General features: G+C 48.6%; 23 protein-coding genes and 1 riboswitch. Of the genes, 9 read left to right on the forward strand and 14 right to left on the reverse strand.

What is annotated here, in order from left to right:
* The first annotated feature begins 186 nt into the window (after nt 1-186).
* Complete coding sequence (locus ACDE64_RS22925; RefSeq protein WP_411348441.1) at nt 187-1,011, forward strand: AraC family transcriptional regulator; 825 nt, start codon at nt 187-189, stop codon at nt 1,009-1,011.
* Here ACDE64_RS22925 and ACDE64_RS22930 read toward each other — a convergent pair.
* A complete protein-coding gene (locus ACDE64_RS22930) occupies nt 997-1,773 on the reverse strand; it encodes an HAD-IIB family hydrolase (RefSeq protein WP_411348442.1) in 777 nt (258 codons plus the stop codon). The genes ACDE64_RS22925 and ACDE64_RS22930 overlap by 15 nt on opposite strands.
* Before the next feature lie 101 nt (nt 1,774-1,874).
* On the opposite strand from ACDE64_RS22930, the gene ACDE64_RS22935 reads away from it, so the two are divergent.
* Nucleotides 1,875-2,570 (forward strand): Crp/Fnr family transcriptional regulator, encoded by a 696-nt coding sequence (locus ACDE64_RS22935; RefSeq protein WP_411348443.1) that lies wholly within the window; start codon nt 1,875-1,877, stop codon nt 2,568-2,570.
* Between the two features lie 122 nt (nt 2,571-2,692).
* Here the strand turns inward: ACDE64_RS22935 and ACDE64_RS22940 are convergent, their stop codons facing one another.
* Genes ACDE64_RS22940 through tenA form a run of 4 tightly spaced genes read right to left on the reverse strand, consistent with a single transcriptional unit; the run spans nt 2,693 to nt 6,342 of the window.
* Nucleotides 2,693-3,427, reverse strand: coding sequence for an energy-coupling factor transporter transmembrane component T family protein (locus ACDE64_RS22940; protein WP_411348444.1), 735 nt, complete (start codon nt 3,425-3,427; stop codon nt 2,693-2,695).
* Nucleotides 3,424-5,079, reverse strand: coding sequence for an ABC transporter ATP-binding protein (locus ACDE64_RS22945; protein WP_411348445.1), 1,656 nt, complete (start codon nt 5,077-5,079; stop codon nt 3,424-3,426). Before ACDE64_RS22945 ends, ACDE64_RS22940 begins: the two co-directional genes overlap by 4 nt.
* Nucleotides 5,063-5,659 (reverse strand): ECF transporter S component, encoded by a 597-nt coding sequence (locus ACDE64_RS22950; RefSeq protein WP_411344363.1) that lies wholly within the window; start codon nt 5,657-5,659, stop codon nt 5,063-5,065. Before ACDE64_RS22950 ends, ACDE64_RS22945 begins: the two co-directional genes overlap by 17 nt.
* Nucleotides 5,656-6,342, reverse strand: a complete 687-nt coding sequence (tenA, locus tag ACDE64_RS22955; RefSeq protein ID WP_411350380.1) for a thiaminase II — start codon at nt 6,340-6,342, stop codon at nt 5,656-5,658. The genes ACDE64_RS22950 and tenA overlap by 4 nt, the downstream gene beginning before the upstream one ends.
* A 138-nt stretch (nt 6,343-6,480) precedes the next feature.
* Nucleotides 6,481-6,583: riboswitch (TPP riboswitch) on the reverse strand.
* Between the two features lie 412 nt (nt 6,584-6,995).
* Between tenA and ACDE64_RS22960 the strand changes: the two genes are divergently transcribed.
* Nucleotides 6,996-7,883, forward strand: a complete 888-nt coding sequence (locus tag ACDE64_RS22960) for a TIGR01777 family oxidoreductase (RefSeq protein ID WP_411344364.1) — start codon at nt 6,996-6,998, stop codon at nt 7,881-7,883.
* Between the two features lie 177 nt (nt 7,884-8,060).
* Nucleotides 8,061-8,363 carry a metalloregulator ArsR/SmtB family transcription factor gene (locus tag ACDE64_RS22965; RefSeq protein ID WP_411344365.1) on the forward strand — a complete coding sequence of 101 codons (303 nt, stop codon included), beginning with the start codon at nt 8,061-8,063 and terminating at the stop codon, nt 8,361-8,363.
* A 40-nt stretch (nt 8,364-8,403) separates the two neighbouring features.
* Here the strand turns inward: ACDE64_RS22965 and ACDE64_RS22970 are convergent, their stop codons facing one another.
* The 5 genes from ACDE64_RS22970 to ACDE64_RS22990 all read right to left on the reverse strand — a co-directional run bounded on the left by ACDE64_RS22970 (nt 8,404) and on the right by ACDE64_RS22990 (nt 12,375).
* Nucleotides 8,404-9,750, reverse strand: a complete 1,347-nt coding sequence (locus tag ACDE64_RS22970) for an alpha-glucosidase/alpha-galactosidase (RefSeq protein WP_411348446.1) — start codon at nt 9,748-9,750, stop codon at nt 8,404-8,406.
* A 382-nt stretch (nt 9,751-10,132) separates the two neighbouring features.
* The gene (locus ACDE64_RS22975) at nt 10,133-10,270 is read right to left on the reverse strand and encodes a hypothetical protein (protein ID WP_411348447.1); all 138 of its coding nucleotides are present in this window, start codon (nt 10,268-10,270) and stop codon (nt 10,133-10,135) included.
* Between the two features lie 139 nt (nt 10,271-10,409).
* Nucleotides 10,410-11,192, reverse strand: coding sequence for a TIM barrel protein (locus tag ACDE64_RS22980; protein ID WP_411344368.1), 783 nt, complete (start codon nt 11,190-11,192; stop codon nt 10,410-10,412).
* A 151-nt stretch (nt 11,193-11,343) separates the two neighbouring features.
* Nucleotides 11,344-11,505, reverse strand: a complete 162-nt coding sequence (locus ACDE64_RS22985; RefSeq protein ID WP_411348448.1) for a hypothetical protein — start codon at nt 11,503-11,505, stop codon at nt 11,344-11,346.
* A 15-nt stretch (nt 11,506-11,520) separates the two neighbouring features.
* Nucleotides 11,521-12,375 (reverse strand): neutral zinc metallopeptidase, encoded by an 855-nt coding sequence (locus ACDE64_RS22990; protein ID WP_411348449.1) that lies wholly within the window; start codon nt 12,373-12,375, stop codon nt 11,521-11,523.
* 458 nt (nt 12,376-12,833) lie between these two features.
* On the opposite strand from ACDE64_RS22990, the gene ACDE64_RS22995 reads away from it, so the two are divergent.
* The 3 genes from ACDE64_RS22995 (at nt 12,834) to ACDE64_RS23005 (ending at nt 15,217) form a co-directional block, all read left to right on the forward strand.
* Entirely contained in the window at nt 12,834-13,691 is an 858-nt protein-coding gene (locus ACDE64_RS22995; RefSeq protein ID WP_411344370.1) for an alpha/beta fold hydrolase, read from the forward strand.
* 345 nt (nt 13,692-14,036) lie between these two features.
* Entirely contained in the window at nt 14,037-14,306 is a 270-nt protein-coding gene (locus ACDE64_RS23000; protein WP_411348450.1) for a hypothetical protein, read from the forward strand.
* Nucleotides 14,307-14,326: 20 nt separating this feature from the next.
* Entirely contained in the window at nt 14,327-15,217 is an 891-nt protein-coding gene (locus ACDE64_RS23005; protein WP_411348451.1) for a hypothetical protein, read from the forward strand.
* Between the two features lie 149 nt (nt 15,218-15,366).
* On the opposite strand, the gene ACDE64_RS23010 is transcribed toward ACDE64_RS23005, so the two are convergent.
* The 4 genes from ACDE64_RS23010 to ACDE64_RS23025 all read right to left on the reverse strand — a co-directional run bounded on the left by ACDE64_RS23010 (nt 15,367) and on the right by ACDE64_RS23025 (nt 19,930).
* Complete coding sequence (locus tag ACDE64_RS23010) at nt 15,367-16,197, reverse strand: energy-coupling factor transporter transmembrane component T family protein (protein WP_411348452.1); 831 nt, start codon at nt 16,195-16,197, stop codon at nt 15,367-15,369.
* Nucleotides 16,194-17,900, reverse strand: a complete 1,707-nt coding sequence (locus tag ACDE64_RS23015) for an ABC transporter ATP-binding protein (RefSeq protein ID WP_411348453.1) — start codon at nt 17,898-17,900, stop codon at nt 16,194-16,196. Before ACDE64_RS23015 ends, ACDE64_RS23010 begins: the two co-directional genes overlap by 4 nt.
* Before the next feature lie 246 nt (nt 17,901-18,146).
* Entirely contained in the window at nt 18,147-18,707 is a 561-nt protein-coding gene (locus tag ACDE64_RS23020) for an ECF-type riboflavin transporter substrate-binding protein (protein ID WP_411344373.1), read from the reverse strand.
* A 179-nt stretch (nt 18,708-18,886) separates the two neighbouring features.
* Nucleotides 18,887-19,930: a glycoside hydrolase family 18 protein gene (locus ACDE64_RS23025; RefSeq protein ID WP_411344374.1), complete on the reverse strand. Its 1,044-nt coding sequence runs from the start codon at nt 19,928-19,930 to the stop codon at nt 18,887-18,889.
* Nucleotides 19,931-20,248: 318 nt separating this feature from the next.
* Here ACDE64_RS23025 and ACDE64_RS23030 point away from each other — a divergent pair, with 318 nt between their 5' ends.
* Both ACDE64_RS23030 and ACDE64_RS23035 read left to right on the forward strand, forming a co-directional pair.
* Nucleotides 20,249-22,954 carry a DUF4084 domain-containing protein gene (locus ACDE64_RS23030; RefSeq protein ID WP_411348454.1) on the forward strand — a complete coding sequence of 902 codons (2,706 nt, stop codon included), beginning with the start codon at nt 20,249-20,251 and terminating at the stop codon, nt 22,952-22,954.
* Between the two features lie 188 nt (nt 22,955-23,142).
* Complete coding sequence (locus ACDE64_RS23035) at nt 23,143-24,171, forward strand: catalase family peroxidase (protein ID WP_411348455.1); 1,029 nt, start codon at nt 23,143-23,145, stop codon at nt 24,169-24,171.
* Nucleotides 24,172-24,693 lie beyond the last annotated feature (522 nt).

The raw sequence follows: 24,693 nt of genomic DNA on the forward strand, positions 1-24,693 counted from the left end.
GACATGCAACGAGCGGATACCTTCATTATACGAACTCGGCGTTGTTGAAAATTTCAATTTATTGCTCTGAATTTTAGGTTTATTGCTTTAAAAAGTGCTTCATCTGCAATAAAATGTGAACCAACAGGTCGCTACATGTCAGCATACAAGTCGTGGAATGAAGGATCAGGGGAGTGTGGGCACATCATGGAGAGATTGAAGCAGGCTACCGCGATGGATATGGATTCGTTTCGCAATGCCGAGCTGATTTATGTCAATCGGTCAGATGCGGACAAAGACAACTGGATGGCGCTCAAGCATTGTCATCATTTTCTGGAATTTTTCTATGTAACGAGTGGAGCTGGGCAATTTCTAGTCGAGGAACAGCAATTTCCGATTCGCAAAAACGATATTGTACTGGTCAATCCGAATGTGGAGCATACGGAGCTATCTGATCCCCAGCAACCGCTGGAATATGTAGTGATCGGCATCAGCGGATTGCTGTTGGTGGAGCGGGAGCAGCCTTTTGCCTACGTGACGATGCACGATTCAGGGCAGCAGATTTTGTCCTATGTGCATAATGTGTTCGAGGAGTATACGGGGCGACAGCAAGCGTATTACGATATTTGCAAAAATCTAGTGCATATTTTGCTGCAACTGGTGCTGCGGCAGGTGGTGGCAGGACTTCATGTCGTGCCTGCACGCAAGGTCCAGCGCGAATTAGCACAGGCACGCAACTATATTGATCTACATTTCAAAAGCGAGATCACGCTGGATCTGCTCGCCGGGGAAGTGCATATGAACAAATACTATCTTGCCCATGCGTTCAAAAAAACGTATGGTGTCTCCCCGGTCAAATATTTGAATATGGTACGCATCAATACTGCCAAGTTCCTGCTGGAATCGACCAGCTCCTCCATCGCTGATATTGCCGAGATGGTCGGCTGCAACTCGCAATCGTACTTCTCGCAAATTTTCAAAAAAGAAACGGGCATCTCGCCGCTCGACTATCGGAAGCTATACACGGGATAATATGTGCGCAAGGCGGTCTGTATTGGCAATCTCGTAAATGGTAGAAATGACTTGCTGCTCTACCGCTGCTACATGATCGGTCGCAAGCGCCAGCAATCCAGCATGATCGCCTACGCAGACGGAATACGCCGCATGGCGGAACATCGGAATATCGTTGGCATCATTGCCAAATGCGATAAACATTCCACTCTGCACGCCTAATTGCTGCAACGCTGTCCATTTATCGATACCTTGCGGGCTAATGTCGATGATCTCCTCGCTGCCATGCTTGTATATCACAATCGGCAATTGCTCTAGCGCCGCCTGCACCTTCGTAGTATCCGTGCTGTTGAGGATGACCATCTTCACAATATTCCCGAGCTGCTCCAATGGGATATTGTTCGCCAGTTTATGCGGGTCAATATTTTGCACAATCGGATGGAGCGGATCGCCGGAATAGCTGTAATGCCAGTCGCTGTCGATCAGATAGTCCGCTTCATATTGCTGCATTGTCTTCAGTATGGATGTCGTGATCGCCGGATCAAGATAGGTCACCGACAGCGATATCTCTTCCCGATGCACGAATCCGCCATTGCCGCCCACCAGCCCGTAGCCGTGCATACACTTCGGCAACATCGGTAGCAGATCCCGAATCGGACGCGCCGAAGCGAAGATCACTTCATGCCCAGCCGCACGCAGCGATTCCAGACAAGCAATCATCGGTGGTGTTAGCGGCTGCCCTCGGTAACAAATCGTTCCATCCAGATCAAATACAAATTTCATTTTCTAATCCTCCCTGTTTCTCTCTATGTGCTGCTCTCTTTTTTATGATATAGCAGATTCCGATATAATAAGAGGACCGATGTCCACAAAGGAGAATGCCGATGAGAATCTATACCGATGCACCGCGAATGGAGCATTTTATTTATACGTACAAGCTGGATGCGGTGTTTACAGATCATACATCGCTGAACATGCAGCTGCGTGAATACGACAAAGGCGAGATCATTCTGGATGAAGGCGATGCACTGGATGGCATCTATCTGCTCGTCGAAGGTCAGGCGCGCGTATCATCCAGCGTGGAGACAGGTAAGTCGCTCGTGCTGCGCTTTTGCCATCCGTTGTCACTGTTCGGCGATCTGGAATTGATCCAGCATCTGGATGTGCAGTCGCTCGTACAGGCAACCGAGACGTGTACCCTGCTGTTTATCGATCGCAAGACAGTAGATACGAAGCTGATGCAGGATCATCGGTTTCTCAATGAAATGCTACGTCAGCTCGCCTACAAACTGCACACCTGCACGATTGCGTCGCGCGTCAATCTGCTCACTTCAGTGGAAGAACGATTGGCAACGTACCTGATCTCCACTCGCTCGCCCGGCGAATTTGGCAAAGAATTGTACACTCGCAACACCTCTGAGATTGCTGCCATCATCGGTACGACGCAGCGCCATCTCAATCGTCTCATTCAGAGATTCGAAGAAGATGGCATCCTGTTCAAGCAAAAGGAAAATCTGCATGTGCTGAATTGGGAACGCTTGGACGAGATTTCCCAAGGTGTGCGCTATGACTGGCAATAACGTCATCTACACAACCAAACAGGCAAACCGAAGCGGGAAGTACATCACCGTTTCGTGTTTGCCTGTTTGTGTTTGCGTGTATATATTTCATTTGGTGCGTACATTCACTGTCGGATGTACCGCTATAGCGCTACAATCAGCACCATGATAAGTGTGAGTAGGATGAGCGCGTACGCATAGTCCCTTTTTGCCAGTATTGGTTGTACATAATACGTGCGCTCCCGCGTACCAGTGAATCCACGCGCTTCCATTGCAATCGCGATTCGTTCCGATTTGCGTACCCCTTGCGTGAATAAGGGCAGTGCATAGCGCATAAAGGCTTTGCCACTGTTGCGCTGACGATACCCACGAATCCGGTGCGCCGCCTTCATCTGTTTTAATTCACTCTGAAACAGCGGGATAAAGCGAAATCCTGCCAGCATCCCATACGCCCATTTGGGCGACAGTCTGCATTGATGAACAAGACTCATCATCAGTCGATTGAGATCCGTAGTAGAAGTGAACAGTAATCCATAGGTGACAAAGCCCAGCATCCGTAGCCCGATCAGCAGACCGTTGCGCAGACTCTCCTCACTCACCCGAAACCACGCCCACTGCCACAACACCTGCTCCCCTTTACCAAACGCCGCCAGCATCCAGAACACCAGCATGAAGAACAGCAAATACGGCACCAGTCGGCGCAGCAGATACGACGGTGTCCAGCCGCCCAGCGTCACACCGGTCACTACCGCCAACAGCCATAACACTAGCGTCAACACCGGGTCCTTGATGCCCATCAGCGCGAACATGACTAGCAGATGCACGATCAGCTTGCACGACGGATTAAGCGTGGACAGCCATGAACCGTTACTTTTCATATGACATGCCGCTCCTTCCGCTCCGCATGCAGCTGATAACACAGCGGCGGGATGATGCTGCTATCGCGCAGCAACTGCTCATTCAGAAATAGTCCAGCTGGCGCTCCATCATAGGCGATCTTGCCAGCAGAGAACAGCAACACCCGGTCAGCATAATCATCAACCAGCTCCATATCATGGGTAACCATTACAATCGTCGTGCCCTGCCGCTGTCGTTCTTGCAGACGGTAGATCAGTTCTGCCGCTGTACGTGCATCCTGACCGAATGTCGGTTCATCCAGCAGCAACAGCTTCTGGTCAAACAGCAGCATGGTCGCCACGCTCAACCGCCGCTTTTGCCCCAGACTGAGTGTAAAGGGATGCTCATCCGCATACGCTTCCAGTCCAAACTCACGCAGCAGCTCTATCGTCTTCTGCTCCACTTGTACCTCATCCCAGCCGCGCTGTCTGCCGCCAAAGGCGATCTCGTCATACACCGTATCGGTCACGAATTGCAGCTCAGGATTTTGAAAAACAAAGCCCGCTTCATCGTATAAGTCGCGATCATGCCATTTGCGTAGCTCTTTGCCTTGAAATAAAATCTTGCCGGATAATGCTGGCTCCAGTCGCAGCAGACTTTTGAGAAAGGTGCTTTTGCCGCTACCATTGGCACCGACGATCGCGATCCACTCCCCTTGCTGACAGCTCACATTCAGCTCTTTCATGACCGTACGGCGACTGTAGCCGATGTTCAGTCTATCAGTTTGCACAATCGTTGCTGTCACGTCGGTTTGCGGTAGCTTTAAGAGTGGAACATCGCTGGATCGCTTCGTTGGGTGCGAATCAAGGCTGCTTATTCTGGATTCCAGCTGCTTCGTCAGTTCTAGCGCCAGCGGATGGGCGGGATTGGAGCAAACGTCTTCCCAGCGGTATGGAAACAGACGCGGTAGCCAGATCCCCGCTGCTTCCATCTGTGTCCGATACTTCGTAATCATCTGCGCAGGTGCGCCATCGGCGATCAGTTGACCGTGTGCATCCAGTAAGATCACCCGATCCATCCATTCCACACAACCATCCAGCACATGCTCCACCACGATCATCGTATGCCGCTTCTCCCGCCCTAACCGTTCCAGTAGAGCGAAGATATCGCGCCGACTGGCAGGATCAAGCTGGGCGGTCGGCTCGTCGAAGAATAGCACCTCCGGTTCCAGCGCCAACAAACAGGCAAGTGCCAGCCGCTGCTTCATGCCACCGGACAGCGTCTCGATGTGTGTCTGGCGATCCACATGCAGACCGACACGCTGCATCACCTCGTCGATGATGTGATCCATCTCGGTACGCGGCACGGAACGATTTTCCAAACTAAACGCAATCTCCTCATCTACCCGCAGCATGCAAAATTGCGAATCCGGGTCCTGAAACATTACGCCACAGGCTGGCTGGCGAAATACGTCGCCGGATAGCTCTGCTTCCTGATGCTCCGGAATAATACCTGCCAGCACAGATAACAGTGTGGATTTGCCACCACCGCTCGGTCCGAGAATAAGCACCTTTTCCCCCTGCTGAATCTCTACATTCAGCTTATGCAGCACCGGCTGCTCCCGATTGTAAAAGCGTACCGACATGTCCCGGCAACCAACATACGACGCTTGATCATCAGGATGCGATGCCATGAGCATTTCCTTTTCTGCGGCGCGATTTCATCATCTCGTACGAGTCCAGCACGCCAGTACGACCGAGTGCCTCAACGACCCCTTTGGCAAGTAAACCGCCAAGCACGATACCACTGACCACCTGAATGCCTAGCGTCAGCAGGAACATCGTCGTTGTGTAATAGCCGAACCCATTGGCGATTACGCTATATACCATACTGCCGACCGCTGCCAGTGCGCCGGACAGCATCATCGTCCACACATTGAATGTGCGATAACCAAAGATGGCAAAGGCGATCTCCGCCCCCAGCCCTTGGAATACGCCGATCAACAACGCTGACAATCCAAAATGACTGCCTGTCAACATCTCCACTGCCGCTGCTGCTACCTCAGCGATCAGCGCTGCGCCTGGTTTGCGAATAATATACGCAACAATCGGGCTAGCGATTACCCAGATGCCGAACATAAAGCCTGCTCCGACCGGACCGACAATCGCTGAGATCGGAATCCACAGCGTTGACCAGCCAAGATAGATCACTCCACAGGCAACGGATAAAATAACGGTGAGCACAACCTCTTTCATTTTCCAATTCCAGCTCATACGTGTGCCACCTCCAGCGATACGGGCCAATCCTGAAGCGTATACGCCATATCCCAGAACATATACTCAAACTGACAGCTCAGAATAAAATGTTGCTTCATCCGCTCACGATGAGCTGGTGTGCTCTGCTCTGCCAGCTCATCCAGCCGCTCACAGAAGCGCGCAGTAATGCTATCCGTCCGATTGCCATAGAAGTCAATCCATTCGTAAAACGGATGATTCTCATCCGGCTTCACTTCCTCCCATAGTCGTGCACCAATCTCCCAATACGTCCACGGACAAGGCAGTAGCACCGCCAAAATATCACCCAGATCGCCCTCCTGCGCAGCCGTCAGCATATGGCGAATATAATGATGCGCCGCTGGAGCGAGCGGATATCCTTGCAAATCCTCATACTTCACACCCGCTACCTTGCAAAAATTGTTATGCGGATGAATCTCGCTATGTAGCACAAACGAGATCTGCTCGTTAAATACCGCCATATCCTCGCGCCGCTCACACTTGGCAATCGCCGTTCCGTAAATGCGCATAAACGCATTTAAATATTCAAAATCCTGCTTCACATAATGCGCTAACTGCTCCGGCTGCAATGTCCCGTTCGCAATCCCGCGCACAAATGTATGATCAAAAATCGCCTCAAAAATCGGATTCGCCGCCTGACGAAGCTCCTGTGAAAAACTCATCATTCATCTCTCCCCTGTCTGAAATGTGTGAAAGCACCTTCTGACCGGAAAATGGATTGTCGCAGACCTGTATATGCATATACGCAAAAAAGCCGCCCCCTATGGAGCGGCAGTATAAACGGCATCATCAAATTGATCCCTGCACGGTCTCCACTTTCCTACGCTAGTACGAACTAGATCAGGTTCCAAGGGTCCGGGACAATCCCGTCTCAGCCAGTATATGGCTCCCCTAGTGGTCTTTCGATTATGAAACTGCGTGTCATAGCCGTGTCGGTGATCACAGGCACAGCAGAAGACAACGCAGTCTGTTTGACTGCCTCCTACTCTACACACCATCCTTCCGACTGTCAAGAACATCCAACCCCTATAGCAGTCGGCGAATGGGTACTGATGATAACATAGCCTGTGCCATTTGAACGAGAACGCATCTGCTTCTTGCGTTGTGTTTTTACAAATATTTCAATCATGGCATTGGGAATGGTTTATAAATAAGTAAGATGGCTGTTATGTTACTGTCCAATCGGTTTATCGTGTGCATCCTATGCTATTGGGTATTTCATCCTTTGCCGAGTTCCATTATTGAGTTCCCTATAGACGACAAGTGTACGCTTTGCGATCAGATTTCACCAATCCTTAGGAAATGAGCTGGTACCATGAGCAACAAAGTCGTGCTTGCTGGCGGCACAGGATTTATCGGTCAGTATTTTGAAAAGCGCTTTCTTGATATGGGTTACGAAGTAATTATCATCTCGCGTCGTCCGGGTCATGTGTCGTGGCACGATCAGCCAGGCATCGTCCGTGCGCTGGACGGGGCGCAGATGGTAATCAATCTGGCAGGCAAATCGGTCAATTGTCGATACAATGAGAAGAACAAACGCGAGATTATGAATTCCCGCTTAGAAACGACGCGTGCGCTTGGTCATGCGATGCAGAGCTGTTACTCCCCACCACCGCTCTGGTTCAACTCCAGCACGGCAACCATTTACCGCCATGCCGAAGATCGTCCGATGACCGAGACGGCAGGCGAGATCGGCACTGGCTTCTCCGTTGAGGTAGCGAAGGCGTGGGAACAGGCATTTTTCGAATTCAAATTGCCGCATACTCGCCAGATTGCGCTACGTATCGCCATCGTACTAGGACCGGGCGGCGGAGTCATGACGCCGTATCGCAATCTCGTACGCTTCGGACTTGGTGGCAAGCAAGGTTCAGGCAAACAGCGCTTCAGCTGGATTCATGTTGAGGATCTGCTGGGAATCATCCTTTTCCTACGGGATCGCAAGCAGCTGGACGGCATCTTCAACTGCTCCGCACCGAACCCAGTTACTAACGGCGAACTGATGGCATTGTTACGCCAGAATATGCACAAATTCATCGGCATGCCTGCTCCGCGCTGGATGTTAGAAATGGGCGCAGCCATGATTCGCACTGAAACCGAACTCATCTTGAAAAGCCGCTGGGTCGTGCCCAATCGGCTAGTCAAAGAAGGCTTTATGTTCCGATTCGGCAGACTGGAGCGCACGCTGGAAGATATTTTGAAATAGCTGGAAATTCCTTTACAATACATGTATACGCCTGATCAGGATCACATCATTCCACACGATGATCAGATCATCCGGCATGATGTCCTCATCCATAGCAAGCCCTTGTTTCGTGTAATAACGTATAACCCAAGTGTGCACTCTCATTCGCCAACGATTCTACATTAGGAGACATTGCCCATGAACTCTTCCTATCTCAACGCACAAAATCGCAACAAAACGACTCGTTTTCTAAACGGACTGGCTGATCCGGTACGTCTGCACATCCTGTCGCTGCTCGGACGCAAAGGCAGAATGAATGTAGGCGAGATTGCCTCTAACTTTCACGTTAGCCGTCCCGCCATCTCGCATCATCTACGCATTCTAAAAGATGCGGATATTGTCAGCTATGAGAAGATTGGACAGGAAGTATATTATTGGATGGATCAGGAATACGTCGTGTCTCATCTGCACAATCTCGCCAATGAGATGGATTCCATGTAAAGTACCCTACGCTACTACATAGCCTTGCTTTGCACAAGATTTATTTGGTCGTGAAATGAACGGGCTGTGGGATCTTCCATGTATCGTGGTTGCGGAATACCGGCAACCAGTCGCCATGTGCTTCGATCAGATCATCGCACAGCGATACGATATCGTCGATCGACAATTCCGCTGCGGTATGCGGATCAAGTAGCGCCGCATGGTATACATGCTCTCGTTTGCCTGTTAGTGCTGCTTCAATCGTCAACTGCTGGGTGTTAATATTGGTGCGGTTCAATGCTGCCAGCTGCGGCGGCAACGCACCGATATGCACTGGCTGAATGCCGGAAGCGTCCACCAGACACGGTACTTCCACACATGCATCCTGCGGCAGATTGGTAATCAGACCGTTATTCATCACATTGCCACCGATTTTGAATGGAATATTCGTCTCCATCGCTTCCAGAATGTACGAAGCATATTCCAGACTGCGCGTATGCTCCAATGCCTCGCTCTGCATCAGACCATCCCGCACCTCGCCCCATTCTCTGATCTGATTCACGCAGCGACGCGGATATTCATCCAGCGGAATATTGAAGCGTTCGATCAGCTCCGGGTAACGCTGCTTGATAAAATACGGATGGTATTCCGCATTATGCTCCGACGACTCGGTCACATAATAACCAAATCGGTGCATTAATTCAAAACGCACCATATCCTCATGCTTCTCCTGCTGCTTCACTGCCGCACGGCGCTTAATCTCAGGATACAAATCTTCGCCATCGCGCGTCACTTCTAGCAACCACGCCATATGATTGATCCCGGCAATCTTCGCCTGCACACCGGTATCATCCATCTCCAGCGACCGGAACAGCCCCGGTACACACTGCTGTACACTATGACACAAGCCCACCGTCTTGATGCCGCCTGCTGTATTCATCACCTGCGTCAGCACCGCCATCGGATTGGTATAATTGAGGAACCACGCATCCGGGCATACGTCCCGCATATCCGCCGCAATGTCCAGCATAACCGGAATCGTGCGCAGATTACGGAAAATACCGCCAATGCCGAGCGTATCTGCGATCGTTTGGCGCAACCCGTACTTTTTTGGAATTTCAAAATCGGTAATCGTACATGGATCGTATCCGCCAACCTGAATTGCATTGATGACGTATTTGGCACCAGATAATGCTTGACGACGGTCAGTATACGAGCGAATGACACAAGTGCTCCCTGCTGTTGTTTGCATGGCATGAAGCAGGGTCTCCGATTCTTGCAGCCGCTGATGATCGATATCGTATAGTGCCAATTCAAAACCCTGCAATGCCGGAGTTAGCATAATATCACCCAGCACATTACGTACAAATACCGTACTTCCCGCTCCAATAAACGTAATCTTGTTCACGATGGATCGCCTCCTTGAAATGTGGAATGTACCTTCACTATACGGGAGGCGCTTACATACCGACATGGAGCAATGCCAGCACTATTTGTCATAATGCGTGATTTCGTTATTTTTATGTTTTATGAAATATTGTATTTTCTGATTAAGCGAATATAACTTTTTTACGTGCTATTTTTCCGTTTTCTGTTGAATCTCATTCTTTTCGGGTATATACTGTTACCATACAATATCGATTAGACGGCGTTCTTGTCGATCCATCGATAACGAAATAACCCCGCCGCGTCAACGGCAGGGTTATAGGACAGAAAGCCGGGGAAACCACGGCGCGCAACACACTTGAATAATCTTCTCATGTGCAGAACCCACCGAAGGCTGTCAACCTTTATTCGGTGGGTTCTTTTTTGTCTTTGAATTTACGACGAATGATTCTACAGAGCTTACGTCCACTAAGCAAAATACTTAGAGAAGCAGCAACTCCCTTCAATACATCCACAAATTCAATTAGAACAAGTGCGATCATGGCATCACCTCCTCGTCGAAGGCTGCACCGCGATCGCTCCACCGAATGCTCTCTATCTCGTTAATATAATATCATATAAACGTAGTTATAACACGTAATAAAGTTTTATTTATACCTACTTCTCATTTTGTACAATCATTTACACTTCCAAACTGTCAAAATAACGCGCACTTTCCACCATCGGCGTACAATCAATATGTCCGCCCTCCAAGTTAATTTCAAAAATGTACGCTTTCCCCTGCACCAGTCGCTTCACCATCTGCCAGTCGATCAATCCTTGCCCAAGCGGCAGCGAATCGTGAAACTGCCCCATGCTGTCTACAAGGTGATAATACACTGCATATGGCGCTGTACGCTCCAGCACTTCCTGCAATTGTGCATTATCGCCGCGGAAGCTAATAAACGTATGACTTACGTCCACATTGACTGGCAGATTGAGCGGAATAATGACCTCGTCGATCAGATATGGATTGGCGTAACAGAACAATCCCTCTGTGGAATCCTCCCACAACAGCACCTCGCGCCCGCCATTGTCTAGCAGCTTGGCGATTTCTTCGCGCAGAGCAATGCTGCGCTCACGCGAAATTTCATTATTCTCACTGTGCAAATAGTTGGCGTGAATGACGCATTTGCTACCTTCCTCCACGCAAATGTTCACCAACTGACGCGTCGATTCCCGGTAGTAGCGGTACATCTCTTCGTCGGTGCTCATAATATCGAGAAATCGTCTATTGTAACGGCTCGGATGATGCAAATACACATCCATGCCCAGCCCTTTCAGTTCGCGAATGCGTTCGCGGATCAATTGCTCCTGCTGCAAATCATCCGGGCGCAAATATAACTCCATAATTTCCGGTTCGTATTGCAGGCGGTCATCCAGACTTTCCCGATCCAAACTGCTTTTGAGACGTATGTTGTTCATGACTCCACTCCTCGGTTGATCATTTTGCCGAATATGCCCTTTTCTGTGTAGGGATGCGGGCTTTCTCTTTATCATATACCAGATGCACCGCCGCACCCAAGTTCAGCGTAGCAGAACTGTGTAAACAGCAGATGAATCGGAACCGCCAAGTTCATGAAGTTAGCTGCGACTGGATGAACAACGCGCCGGAGCAGTCGTTGCTCGTTGCTCGTTGCTCGTTGCTCGTTGCTCGTTGCTCGTTGCTCGTTGCTCGTTGCTCGTTGCTCGTTGCTCGTTGCTCGTTGCTCGTTGCTCGTTGCTCGTTGCTGACCAAGTATACCGACTTCGCTTACAGATTACTATCACTCACACCGAACGTATCGCCACCTGCAATCGTACCGGATTCAAAGCCTTTGTTAAACCAGCGCTTGCGCTGCTCGGACGTACCGTGCGTAAAGCTGTCTGGCACTACATAGCCCTGCGCTTTTTGCTGGATCGTATCATCGCCAACTGCACTCGCAGCCGTCAATGCTTCATCCAGATCGCCCTGCTCCAGCAGGTTTTTGCCCTGTTCGTAGTGCGCCCAGACCCCAGCGTAATAATCCGCCTGTAACTCAAGCCGCACTTGGTAATGCGTGTTAAATTCTTTTTCACTCAGCTTCTGACGATATGGCTCGATCTTCTCCATCGTCCCTAGCAAGTTCTGCACATGGTGACCAACTTCATGCGCAACGACATATGCCATCGCAAAATCGCCCGGTGCTTGGAATTGCTGCTTCAATTCATCGTAAAAGCTCAGATCGATATACAGCTTCTGATCACCCGGACAATAAAAAGGACCTACTGCCGAACTCGCCGTACCACATGCAGATTGCACGCTGCCACTATAAATCACTAACGTTGGATCGGTATACGTTAGTCCCTGCTGCTTAAACACATCGCCCCATACATCCTCGGTATCCGCCAGTACCACCGATACAAAGTCCGCCAGCTGCTCCTCTTGCTCTGTGCCTTGATAATTGCCCGCCGTCTGCGTCGCTGTGCCTGAATCCATCCCGCCTAGCAAGCTCGCCGGATTCCCACCAAGCAGCAGAACGATGACGATGACAATCACTCCGCCAATTCCGCCGCCGACCAGCGTTTTACCACCCATTCCGCGCCGATCCTCTACATTCCCACTTTCCCGTCTACCCTGCCATTTCATTTGCCTAACCCCCTATGAACTTGTTTGTGTATGTTACCTATGCGATGAATGATGATTGTCTTTCTGAATACGATCATTCGGATTCGCTTCACTGGATGTACGCTTCCAATGAATTTGCTAATAATGTTGTACCTAGATTAGATGCTATATGACTAGAATGGAACATAATCCGTTTGGAAGAAAACGAATGTATGCAGCGGTTCCCATAGGATGAAGGGACAGACTCTGGTAAAACTAGACGGAGCCAAGGAACCGGAGACACTTGTAGACGAGTATTGCGTCATCGAATCATGTCACAACAATTTAATAGAGTTAGCTAGGTTTGCTTAGAAACTGAAGTGTTTAATGTATTACCAGCGTGATAAAGCAGTACCATTTATAACTGCGGATTATCCGACCTTACAGTCGTTCTATTGAATACATCACGAATAACCAAATGACAAATGGAGGCGATTCACATGGGTAAGTACGTTCAAGTAGAAGACGGCGTGAAGATTTTTGTACAAGATATTGGCGAAGGGATTCCGGTTATTTTCCTGCATGGCTGGCCAGCGAATCATCTGATGTTTGAGTATCAATTTTCCAGACTACCGCTTGATGGCTATCGATGTATTGGGATCGATTTCCGCGGTTTTGGTAAATCGGATGCGCCGTGGGAAGGCTACACCTACGACCGGATGGCAGACGATCTGCGCGCGGTGATCGATGATCTAGGTATCGAAAATGCGGTATTGGCAGGCTTCTCCATGGGCGGCGCGGTTGCGATTCGTTATATGGCGCGTCACCAAGGACACGGTATTGCACAGCTCGCTCTGATGGGTGCAGCAGCTCCGGTATTCGTCAAACGTCCAGACTTTGACTATGGTCTGATGGACGCGGATGATCTGACTGCCGACCTGATCGAAGCTACCTATGAGGATCGTCCAAAAATGCTCGGTCAATTCGGTCTGAAATTTACGAAAAGTAAAACGAAAGCCGGTATGATGGTATGGCTCGAAACGTTATGCTACCAAGCGTCCCACCACGGTACGATCAAAGCGGCAATGGCACTGCGTGATGAAGATCTGCGCGGCGACCTGTCTGCCATAAATGTTCCGACCGTTATTTTCCAAGGTATGAAGGATAAAATTTGTGATCCACAGTTCGCCCAACTGTTGAGCGAAAGCATCACCGATGCGCGCGTCGTACCGTTTGAAAGCAGTGGTCACGCGATGATGTTCGATGAAATGGAAAAATTCAATGAAGAGCTGCTGCTGTTCCTGAATCAAATGGCAACCACCAACCAGATTCCGCGTCCAGCCAGCCGTAATATGTAATCACATAGTATTTAGAGCTATCCAGCTACCAGAATAAAACTAAGCCGATAAGATACTCCTGAGCAGGAGAGATCTTATCGGCTTTTCGTTCTATTTTCCTGCCTATATGGTCTCCTAGTAAAACTCACAAAGTATCATATTGGCACGATTTTGATTCTTTGTATTCAGGACTTACTTCTCGAATTTTAGAAAAGAGAAATCTAAGGTTAAATTTTCCATATGTATGTGGTACGGTAGAAATCGTATTTTGAAAACCAGCATATAATACATTGGGGAGGCGATTTTATTCAAAAAGCTAACATCCAGATGAGGAACGTAGACATTTAACCGAAAGAAGTGAAATTGATGAAAAAAATTTTAGCTGTCTCATTTCTATTGTATTCTGCAATCGAAATTGTTCTATTTATTTCAAAAGGAAGTCTATTTGTTGAGCGTAATGTAAGTCGTTCTGTGTTTACATCCATCATTTCTTTAAATATTGGAGCCATTTTTCTATCCATTTGGATGCTAGTTTCTCATCAAAAAGTCAACGAATCTATCGTAATATGGCAAATTGTTCTTGCAACAGCTTTACTTGTGTTGGCTCCGATTATAGCTCTTATTAGCATTTTATAGTTTAGCAAGGAGGTCTATCTATGAGAACGTCGTTTACAAGATTTATGTGCTGCTTACTGTCTGCTATTGTATTATTTACTCTAGCTGTACCGCATTCCAAAGCAGCAAGCAATGCTACAACTTTGGATGCTCAACATTTTAAGCTACTCCATACGTATACTGCTGGTGGAAAAGAGACCACCCAGTATGAATTGAATCAATCCGATCAGAATACCGTCTATACTGTTACTGAAGATAGTTATAATATCGTTGTGCAGACCACTCGAAACAATGAAGAAATTGATAAGACTGTCATTGATAAAAATAGTAAAAAGATCGACTATATGCAAAACAATCAGACGATCCAACAATACGATCTGGATGATCATGTAAAAGTTCTACCAACTGATACATCACAGCTGGATGAAGATACTTCTGCGCCTACCATTTCATCCGAAAACCAAGCATTGAGCGCATCCTCTATGCCGTTGCTCAAAAGTGCATACAATTCAGGTGTTGGGCAATATGGATATTTGTACGGTACCTTTAATACGACTTATGGCGATACATATCAAGTTAAATTTAGCGTAGGTACGGCTGTTTCTGTGATCGTTGGCGCACTGGTCGGAGTCGCTACTGGAACAGGTCTTGTATTATCCATTATTTCAGCTTTGGGATCAACTGTTATTGCAGATGCTATTGTGAACACCATTTATGGAACTGTATTTGCACAATCCAAGCATTATGATCTGGAAGTCCGCTCACAAGGTGAAGTGGGTCTCGTTTCCAAGCAGACTATTGTTAATGCAAAGGTGAATAATTACCAAACTGGCAAGTCCTCATGGGTCTATTTGCGAACAGAAGGTGATGGACGCAACTGGGAAGATATGTGTACCATTGGCGCCTATAATGTATATATATCGAAGCTTTAAAAGTAAAAAGACAGCCCTCTCGAATGAATGTAGGGGGCTGTCTTTTTTTATCCACTTTTATATTAACCTAGTGTTCAGTTTGTACAATTTGCAAGAATAGAATCACCTAAGACGATCTATTACCCACACGCTTTCAGCTGCTCACTGGTTTATTTAAAAATATTATAAAACCTCGAACCATCCGCAAACGTCACCACAAAACTCACGACCGTAATGACCACGATCAACCCCAGCGCGACATAATCCCCCTTGCGGAACGGACGTGCCTTGTACCACGAGCGTTTCTTCTTCCGACCAAAGCCTCTTAGCTCCATCGCAGTGCTGATCTTCTCAATCCGCTCCACACTAGTCAGAATGAGTGGCAGCAGGATAGAAACGATATTTTTCAATCGTTTCCCCAGCTTCTCCTTGCGTGAGATGTCGATGCCGCGTGCTTGGGCGGAGAAGGAGATATTTTGAAAATCCTGCTGGATATCGGGAATGTAACGCAGTGCGATCGCAACGGCATATGATACTTTGTAGCTGATACCAATCTTATTCAGCGACGAAGCAAATTCGCTCGGATCGGTCACGAGTAGGAACAGCAGTCCAATCGGCACAACGACGGCATACTTCAGCGCCACATTGAACTGGTAAAATAACTGCTCCCACGTCAGTGTATACCGCCAGAACAGATGCACAATATCGTGCCTTGTTCCATACAATTCTACCCCATACAGCGGCGAGAATAGGAAGATCGCAATCTGATTAAACACGAAAAAGATCAGGATCAGATACAGCACAAACGAATACGTAGCAAATGGCACCTTGGACATCGCAAAGATGATAATCGCGATCACGAACATCGCCAGCAGACAGCGAGTATCATAAATAATCATCGCCGTCAGCGCCCATAAGACGAAGAAGATCAGCTTACTTACCCCGGTTAGTCGATGAATCGGCGTATTCTGATTCGTATACGTTAACATTTTGGCACTCATGACGGACGTAGCCCCCTGTCATAAGCGATAAAGCGACCGACAAATTCAGCCGGGTTGCCGATGCCAGCGCGAACGGATAACCGGTGCAGCGATGTTTCCATCAGATGCGCCGCTGCCACAATCTCAGGCTGGGTCAAAATACGTGCTGGTGTATCGTCAGCAATCTTTTTGCCGTCTGCCATAATGATTGCGCGTTGTCCATACTCCATCATCAGGTGCATATCGTGCGTAATCATAATGATCGTCATGCCCTGTGCATTCAATTGCTGGAGAAATTGCATCATTTCGTTGTAATGGCGGAAATCCTGTCCGGCAGTTGGCTCATCCAGAATGAGAATCTCTGGCTGTAACACGAGAATGGACGCGATGGTTACGCGTTTCTTTTGCCCATAACTGAGTGCAGAGACAGGCCAGCTGCGAAACGGGTACAATCCGCACACTTTGAGTACATCGTGCACACGCTTGGTGATCTCCTCTTCGCTCACGCCGCGTGTGCGTAGACCAAGCGCTACCTCGTCGTACAACAGCGGCTTGGACAGCATATGGTTCGGATTTTGCATCACAAAGCCGATTACATCGGCGCGTTCCTTGATCGTATCGCCTCGTAGATCGCGTCCGTTCAACAGAATCTGTCCGGCATTCGGTTTGTAAAAGCCACAGATCAGCCGTGAAATGGTCGACTTGCCTGCTCCATTGCGTCCAGCGATGCAGACGATCTCGCCTTTGCCGATGCGGAATGAGACATCGTGCAAGATGGGATTACTAACGTCATAACCAAAAGAAACCTGCTTCACTTCGAGCGCTGCCGTCTCTAACAGCGGGGACGGTTCAGCGATAATGCTGTCATACCAGCGGCGCAGTGGTTCAATATATGTGTCGAGCACCAGCTCGTCAATATGCTGCGGCTGCACATTCGGTTCAATCTGACCGCCTGCATAACGCAGTGCGTTCAGGTACAGTGGCTCACGGATGCCCGTTTCACGTAATAAGTTACTACTGAGCAGCTCTGCCGGATGCAGATCGGCGGCGATTCGTCCTTCGTTGACGACAATGATGCGATCAACGGGACGATGCAGCACTTCCTCCAATCGATGCTCAATGATGATGATCGTTTTGCCAGTATCTTGATGGATGCGGTCAATCAGCTCTACCGTCAATTGACCGGTATGCGGATCAAGGCTCGCAAGCGGCTCGTCGAACAGCAAAATATCCGCGTCGCTAACCATGACGCCAGCAAGCGTTGTTTTCTGCTTTTGCCCACCGGATAGCGAATGCGGGGAATAGTCTAGAAACTCGGCAAACTCTACCGTTTCCGCTGCGTCGTAGACACGACGAATCATCTCAATCTGCGGCACATCGTCATTTTCCAGCTTGAAGGCAATATCTTCGGCAACGGTTAGCCCGACAAACTGCCCATCCGGGTCTTGCAATACGGTGCCTACACGGTCAGATAGCTCAGCAATGCCTAGCTCGGATGATAGCTGTCCGTTCACCTTGAGCGTGCCGCTAATCTCACCTTCATATAGAAAAGGGATCAGCCCGTTTATACAGTGGGACAGGGTACTTTTGCCAGAACCCGAAGGACCAACAATCAGCACCTTTTCTCCTTCATAAATCGTCAAATTGATCTCATGCAGCGTCGGTTCGGACTGGGCACGATATTGAAAGCTAAACTGGTCGAACTCAATAACAGGGTTTCTCATGCCTTTCCTTCCTCCCGGCTTGCGATAACCGGTGATGTGGTTTCATACCGGGAATAACGCTATATCTGTTACAGCTCATATCACCAACATCGTCAGATGAGCTTATATTATGAAGTCGTCATCGTGATCATTATGATGAAAGATTGAAATAAAAAAGACCGGTGGCTCCCACCGGTCCTGAACTTACTGTAACACCCGCACAGCGCCGGATTCAACCCTGAATCGACGATCTGTGCAAGCATTCTCTTATGATTCGCGTGTCAGACTGCCACGTTTTGTTCTTGTTTTGGCATAAGCAAGCGCCAGCAGTGTGCCGATAATGGCAACAGACACCGTATTGGAGACCATCGCGCCTACACCTTGCACGAATACTTTGTTAGCTGGCTCGGAGTAGATCAGAATATCCAGCACCGGTGCTACGATCAGCCATGAGACGATATTGGCGATCAACTGCGACACGTTAAACGTAATAATCTCGCGCGTTCCGAATTCGCCATCCGCAATGCCGATGCGGCGTGTCAGCAACCCGACGATCAGACCGAATACTGCCGAAGCAATAACCCAGCTAAACCACGGCGAGCCGTAAAAGATCGCATCCTTGAGCGTATGCCCGATCAGACCGATCAGCAGCCCCGCCCACGGTCCGTACAATAGAGCGAACAGCGCCAGCAGCGCATACGTCGTCTCGATATTGGTATCCGGGATAAAGCTTGGAATCGAAGCAAAGCGTCCCAGAATGACAAACAATGCCGAACCAATCCCGATCGCTACAATTGTTTTAACGGATAGCCCGTTTTTTCCTGCCATCCCCAGCCCCTCTTTCATCTGTAAAATAATCCGCTTCATGCCCCGGAAGCACCAGTTCATGCGGTATGTTCTGTTCGATTATACAATCCCATATCGTGAAATACCACAGTTTTGTAAGCGGAAATCAGGGTTTTCATCGCATATTCGCTTATTTTCAGGATGGCATTTAGATTGCATGCTCAGGAAGGGGATTCAGATAGTCCATCTGCCATCGCGTGCAGCAACCGCTGGGTTTGATCGCAGCCGTATTCCCAGAACATCATACCTGCCAAGCCATGATCTACAATATACTGGCATTTTGCTGTAATCGACTGTTCATCATCGTACGTAATGAACGTCGAACCATTGTACAAATACGGTGCCTGCGCCTGTTCATCCCAGTAGCGCACATATCCATTGACGTTGATATATTCCGCCACCAATTCCGTATATTCCGGTCCATATCCGCCTGATCCCGCCGCCATCTGATGCAGACCATGGTTGATGTCCGGCACATGCTCCCATTGACGCGAGTAAAAGGCAGCTCCGATGACAATTTTGTGGGCTGGGACACCGGCTCGCTGAAATAGCTGTACTGACGCATCCACACTGATGCGGAATAGATCGCCATCTGGCGTATACAGATTCGTATGATGCCCGGTCAATATTTGAAAGCCGCCTCTCATGTCATACGTCATCAGCTGTACAAAATCGACGTATTGCTGTACCTGCTCCATCTCCGTGCCGTCGATATAATACTGATCCGCGCCCGCCGCAATCGTCAGCAAATAATGACGTCCATCCTCTGCGCCCTGCTGATCCAGCGCTACCCGTATACCTGATAACAGCAGCGTAAAGTTATGGCGGTCTTCCTGACTGTAGGCGATCCCCGCTACGCCATAGCTCGGATATTCCCAATCCAGATCAATACCGTCCAGACTATGAGTGACTACAGCTTCTACCGCTGACGTTGCCATCCGCTGTCTCCCCTCCGCCGTCGCTGCCGCCTCGGAAAACCCTCCAGCACTCCATCCTCCCACCGACAGCAGTATCGACAACGATGGATGCACAGCGCGAATACGTTCCAGTTCATTCAGATGCTGCAAATGCTGGGTAACAATCTGCGCTTCGTTTACATGACCAAATGCAATATTCATATGAGTTAGCCGCTGCAATTCCTTTTCCGCAATGACCGGCAGATGCCGATCACTAACATAACCTGCCGCAATAAACGATGAATTCATATCGTATGCCTCCTTGAATGATAATGACAGCATGTAATTTCGGGTAGTCAACATTGTGCCTTTTTATCGTTATGTAATGCCTGTTCACGTTCTTCGTTTCTCTCTCTGCAAATCCTGTCAAAACCCTAAAATAAAATTTTTTGAAAATAAAAGTTGGATTTGCATGATTATGTATTTCAATTCTATTCAAAATGGCGTATTATTAACTGCCTAAGCTATTGAATCTTTAGACCTATAAAATTTATGTCGAAACATAGGTATATGATGCTATTTTTTGGGTAATATTAACTAAAATAATTTAAACTTGAGGGATTACACATGCCTAGACAGGCTCACAATTGGAAACCGTTACTGCTGTCCTTTATCGTCCTGTTTACTATATTCTATTATGTTTGGATCAACGTATGGAGCGATAACGACCTGCTCCGCACGCTTGGCGGCAATATGCTGTCCGTCAGCGGATCGTTCATCGCAACTTGCTGGTTATTCAACACCTGGAAGCACAGCCGCGATCGACATCGTATCTTCTGGTTGCTCATCTCGCTGGGCAGCTTATGTTATCTGATCGCCGAAGTGATCTGGATGTATTATGAGAACATCCAACATGTCGCCGTCCCCTTTCCCGGTTACTCCGATTTATTCTACATGTTGCAAGTGTTCTTCTATATGGCGGCTTTTTTTTATAAGCTGAACCATGACAAAAAGGGCTTCCCCATGATTCGGCTAGTACTGGATATTCTGATCATCATGACTGTGCTGTGCACATTTAGCTGGCACTTTCTGCTGCGTTCTATGTTTGGCGCGGAAGGACCGGGCGAGCTGTCGGCAACGACACTGCTATCTGTTGCGTATGCCGTTACCGATCTAGGACTGGTTGCCGGAGCCGCCAGTCTGTATTTCAGCATTCAGCGCACACTATCCAATCGCGTGATTATTATGATCACACTCGGTCTGCTGGTGCAGGTATTCGGCGATACACTGTTTCTGTATCTGATCTCTATGGATGAGTATTATTCTGGCAGTCGCTCTGATCCGCTGTTTATCGCTGGTCTTCTGCTCGTAGGCTTTGCAGGTATTTTGCACAAAACAGAGAACGGCGATCCCGCGCTTGTGAGTGAAGCCAATGTACCACGAATTGACTTTGCCCGCTTGCTGTTGCCGTATGTCGGTATCGTAGCGTTATTCTTGTTCATGACAACGCGCCCAGATCGTATGTATGTACTGGCGATTGGAACAGGTATCGCTATTCTGCTCGTGCTGGCACGTCAGCTTATTATTTTACTGGAAAATCATCGGCTCGTTCGTAGCTTGTATGATAAGACGCAGGAACTGGCAACAAGTGAAAATCGCTACAAGTCTATTGTCGAATATCACCCAGACGCCATCGTCTCGCTCAGTCTGGACGGTCGAATCGAGAGTGCTAATCCAGAAGCGGTACGTCTGTACGGATTAAGCGAGCAGGAATTGATTGGTTATCGTGCATGTTCGTTTATTACCGATGATCAAGTGCCTATCGCGTATGATTATATCGAGAAGGTGAAGCAGGGCGAGCCGCAAATCTACGAAACGACCATTTGCAGCCATATGGGTGAATTCTTCCATGTCCGTATGACCTATATTCCGATTCTGGTGAACGACAAGATTGTCGGCATCTACAGCATTGCCAAGGACATTACCGAGAACCGCTTGAATGAAGAAAAGATCAAATTCCTCGCCTACCATGATCCGTTAACTGGGCTGATGAACCGTGCCGCCTTTGAAGACTGGCTGAGCGATACCGTGAACAGTGCACGCTCGCAGCATGAGATTTTCTCCATCCTGTTTATCGATCTGGATCGGTTCAAAAATATTAACGATACGCTCGGTCACGACGTCGGTGATCATCTGCTCCGCTCAGTAGCGCAGCGTTTGCAGCGTTGTGTGCGCGAGAACGATATTATCGCTCGTCTCGGTGGCGACGAATTCACCTTGATTCTGCGGCATATGCGTGAGGAGAATGAAGCGGCAACGGTAGCGCAGCGCATTCTGGACAGTATGAGTGAACCGCATTATATTAACGGATTTGAGATTATGGCGACGCCAAGTATCGGGATTGCTGTATATCCAGGCGACGACGATTCTGCCGTAACGCTGATGAAAAAAGCAGATATCGCTATGTATCAAGTAAAACAGAACGGCAAAGGTCATTATCGTTTCTACAACGAAAACGATCAGCTCTACTCCAAAAAGCTAATGCTCGAAAAAGAACTCGGTCAAGCACTGTACCGCAATGAACTCGTGCTGCACTATCAACCGCAGATCGATGCGGCGCAGGGCAAAGTGATCGGTGTAGAAGCATTGATTCGTTGGAAACATGCGGAGATGGGTATGATCATGCCGGGCGACTTTATCCCGGTCGCGGAAGAGACAGGCTTGATTATTCCGATTGGCGAGTGGGTGCTGCGCGAAGCATGTATGCAAGCTAAACGCTGGCAAGACGAAGGCTATCTGATCAAAATCGGTGTCAATCTGTCCGCCCAGCAGTTTGAGCAAGAACACTTTATCGCCACTGTCGCTCGCATTTTGCAGCAAACTGGCGTTGATCCTGCCTATATCGATCTGGAAATTACCGAGTCGATGGCAATGAGCAACATTAACAATGTGATCATCAAGCTAAAAGCACTCAAGCAGCTCGGTGTGTCCATCTCGATTGACGATTTTGGGACTGGTTATTCCTCACTCGCCTATCTGGAAAATTTCCCGGTCGATAAGTTGAAAATCGCCCGCGAATTCACCAGCCGTCTGGGCAGCAGTCAGGCGAATCATCTCATCATCAGCTCGATTGTGAATCTGGCGCGCAATCTGAATATGAATGTCATTGCCGAAGGCGTAGAGAGTAATGAGCAGGCAACGATGTTACAACAAATTCACTGTCACGAAATGCAGGGCTATCTGTTTAGCAAGCCTGTCTCTGCTGTCGATATGGAGAAAATGCTACGACTATCCGCGTTTGTGACGAATTTCACCGGAGAGCATCCGGGCTGAGTACTGCATATTACACGTTACACGGTAGAGCATATTACGGATTGCATTACAGGTTGTCTTACCGATTGCATTACCGAGTGTATGGCAGGATAAAATGGATCGGTTTGAGAAAACCCAGTGGCTTGAAGGATATCCCGTTCGGGTAATGGGTGTACAATACACCCTTTATACGAGCGAGGTGTTCTATCATGAAGCTTCCTTTATCCAAACACACTACAACTTCCACTACCGATCAGTCTGTAGATCCGTCACAATCGCGCTTTGCTGATGCGCATCATACCGGACACGGAGATCAGCTAAGCGTGCGTGCCGTCGATGAGCTGGAGCAATTGAGCGGCATTCATCCGGGCTATCGCCGCGCGCATGCAAGTGGGCAATGCTATCGTGCCGTGTTCGCTGCAAACGGCGAAGCTGCTGCATGGACAGACGCACTGCATTTGCAGCAGATGGAGACAGAAGCCATCGTGCGCTTCTCTGGCAGCTCGACGAATCCGGTATTTGCCGATTTGCAATCACCTGCCAAAGGTATGGCTGTCCGTTTCGCGCTGCCAGATGGGCAATATAGCTGTCTGGTAGGTGTGACGGTTCCGGTATTTTTTGCCCGTACGCCAGCTTCGTTTATGGATATGATCACGTTTGCCCGCAAAGTTCGTGCAGGGCAAGCGAGCTGGACAGAGGTACTGGCAGAGATGGCGCAGCATTTTGGCGAAGCAAAGGACAGTCTGCGCTATCTGGAAAAGCTACGCCCACCGCGCAGTTATGCCACCGTGCCGTATTATTGCATTCATGCCTATCTGCTGACGCGTGCGGAGCAGACTGCACAACCAGTACGGTTTGAATGGGAGCCGCAAGCAGGAGCAGAACATCTATCTGTAAATGAAGCGCGTCAGCAAGACGACGACTATCTGGAACAGGAAATGGAGCAACGGCTGCACCAACACCCGGCAGTGTTCACACTGTACATCGTACTGGGAGCGCCAGATGATCCGACCGACGATCCAACCGTAGTGTGGCCCAAGCAGCGACAACGGATAGCCATCGGTCAACTGACCATCACCGGACAGACAGAGGAACCGGATAATCTCGTAATGGACCCGACGATGATTGCGCAAGGGATAGAGCTGTCGGATGATCCTATCCTGCAATTCCGCCGCAGCGTGTACCAAGAATCATGGGAGCGCCGTAATCGAGAACGCGACGAAGCACGAGACAGCTAATACGGGCGATCAACATAACCCGGACGGATGATCGTGCGGGTTATGTTGTCGATCCACTCTACATTTTCCACGTTGCTCTGCTGTGTTCTACGTGCTCTATGTTTCTCTACATTTCATATGTTTGTCTATGGTTTGTATATTTCTGTATGTGTTTCTAAGTCCACCTTATTCAACCCAAGCCTTGCTGCAAAAGGCTTGGGTTATTTATTTTGCACCCATTCCTGTTTTTGCACTCCTTCCTGCGAATCTACCGATATGCAGTATTCATGACGTGTAATGCTGTTCAGTAGAAGACGATGTATCGAATACGACGATATTGTTGAACAAGACGATATTGCTGAACCCAACAGAGAACAAATTGAGAATGCATAACAGGCACGAAGTAACTCTGCTGCACCTTCATCCTGCTATCGTACATGTATGACATTTCATGCTAAATAGCGGATATTTTAGCAAAGAAGACGTATAATAAAAAAGGCACAGCCAAACTCGCATTCAAAACGCGCGATTGCAACAAAGCAT

The organism is Paenibacillus sp. WLX2291, assembly GCF_046603665.1.
Lineage (GTDB): Bacteria > Bacillota > Bacilli > Paenibacillales > Paenibacillaceae > Saccharibacillus.

Coding starts and splice junctions, on each gene's coding strand:
- ACDE64_RS22925 (WP_411348441.1), top strand. CDS start 187: ATGGAGAGATTGAAGCAGGCTACCGCGATGGATATGGATTCGTTTCGC.
- ACDE64_RS22930 (WP_411348442.1), bottom strand. CDS start 1,773: ATGAAATTTGTATTTGATCTGGATGGAACGATTTGTTACCGAGGGCAG.
- ACDE64_RS22935 (WP_411348443.1), top strand. CDS start 1,875: ATGAGAATCTATACCGATGCACCGCGAATGGAGCATTTTATTTATACG.
- ACDE64_RS22940 (WP_411348444.1), bottom strand. CDS start 3,427: ATGAAAAGTAACGGTTCATGGCTGTCCACGCTTAATCCGTCGTGCAAG.
- ACDE64_RS22945 (WP_411348445.1), bottom strand. CDS start 5,079: ATGGCATCGCATCCTGATGATCAAGCGTCGTATGTTGGTTGCCGGGAC.
- ACDE64_RS22950 (WP_411344363.1), bottom strand. CDS start 5,659: ATGAGCTGGAATTGGAAAATGAAAGAGGTTGTGCTCACCGTTATTTTA.
- tenA (WP_411350380.1), bottom strand. CDS start 6,342: ATGAGTTTTTCACAGGAGCTTCGTCAGGCGGCGAATCCGATTTTTGAG.
- ACDE64_RS22960 (WP_411344364.1), top strand. CDS start 6,996: ATGAGCAACAAAGTCGTGCTTGCTGGCGGCACAGGATTTATCGGTCAG.
- ACDE64_RS22965 (WP_411344365.1), top strand. CDS start 8,061: ATGAACTCTTCCTATCTCAACGCACAAAATCGCAACAAAACGACTCGT.
- ACDE64_RS22975 (WP_411348447.1), bottom strand. CDS start 10,270: ATGATCGCACTTGTTCTAATTGAATTTGTGGATGTATTGAAGGGAGTT.
- ACDE64_RS22980 (WP_411344368.1), bottom strand. CDS start 11,192: ATGAACAACATACGTCTCAAAAGCAGTTTGGATCGGGAAAGTCTGGAT.
- ACDE64_RS22990 (WP_411348449.1), bottom strand. CDS start 12,375: ATGAAATGGCAGGGTAGACGGGAAAGTGGGAATGTAGAGGATCGGCGC.
- ACDE64_RS22995 (WP_411344370.1), top strand. CDS start 12,834: ATGGGTAAGTACGTTCAAGTAGAAGACGGCGTGAAGATTTTTGTACAA.
- ACDE64_RS23000 (WP_411348450.1), top strand. CDS start 14,037: ATGAAAAAAATTTTAGCTGTCTCATTTCTATTGTATTCTGCAATCGAA.
- ACDE64_RS23005 (WP_411348451.1), top strand. CDS start 14,327: ATGAGAACGTCGTTTACAAGATTTATGTGCTGCTTACTGTCTGCTATT.
- ACDE64_RS23010 (WP_411348452.1), bottom strand. CDS start 16,197: ATGAGTGCCAAAATGTTAACGTATACGAATCAGAATACGCCGATTCAT.
- ACDE64_RS23015 (WP_411348453.1), bottom strand. CDS start 17,900: ATGAGAAACCCTGTTATTGAGTTCGACCAGTTTAGCTTTCAATATCGT.
- ACDE64_RS23020 (WP_411344373.1), bottom strand. CDS start 18,707: ATGGCAGGAAAAAACGGGCTATCCGTTAAAACAATTGTAGCGATCGGG.
- ACDE64_RS23025 (WP_411344374.1), bottom strand. CDS start 19,930: ATGAATTCATCGTTTATTGCGGCAGGTTATGTTAGTGATCGGCATCTG.
- ACDE64_RS23030 (WP_411348454.1), top strand. CDS start 20,249: ATGCCTAGACAGGCTCACAATTGGAAACCGTTACTGCTGTCCTTTATC.
- ACDE64_RS23035 (WP_411348455.1), top strand. CDS start 23,143: ATGAAGCTTCCTTTATCCAAACACACTACAACTTCCACTACCGATCAG.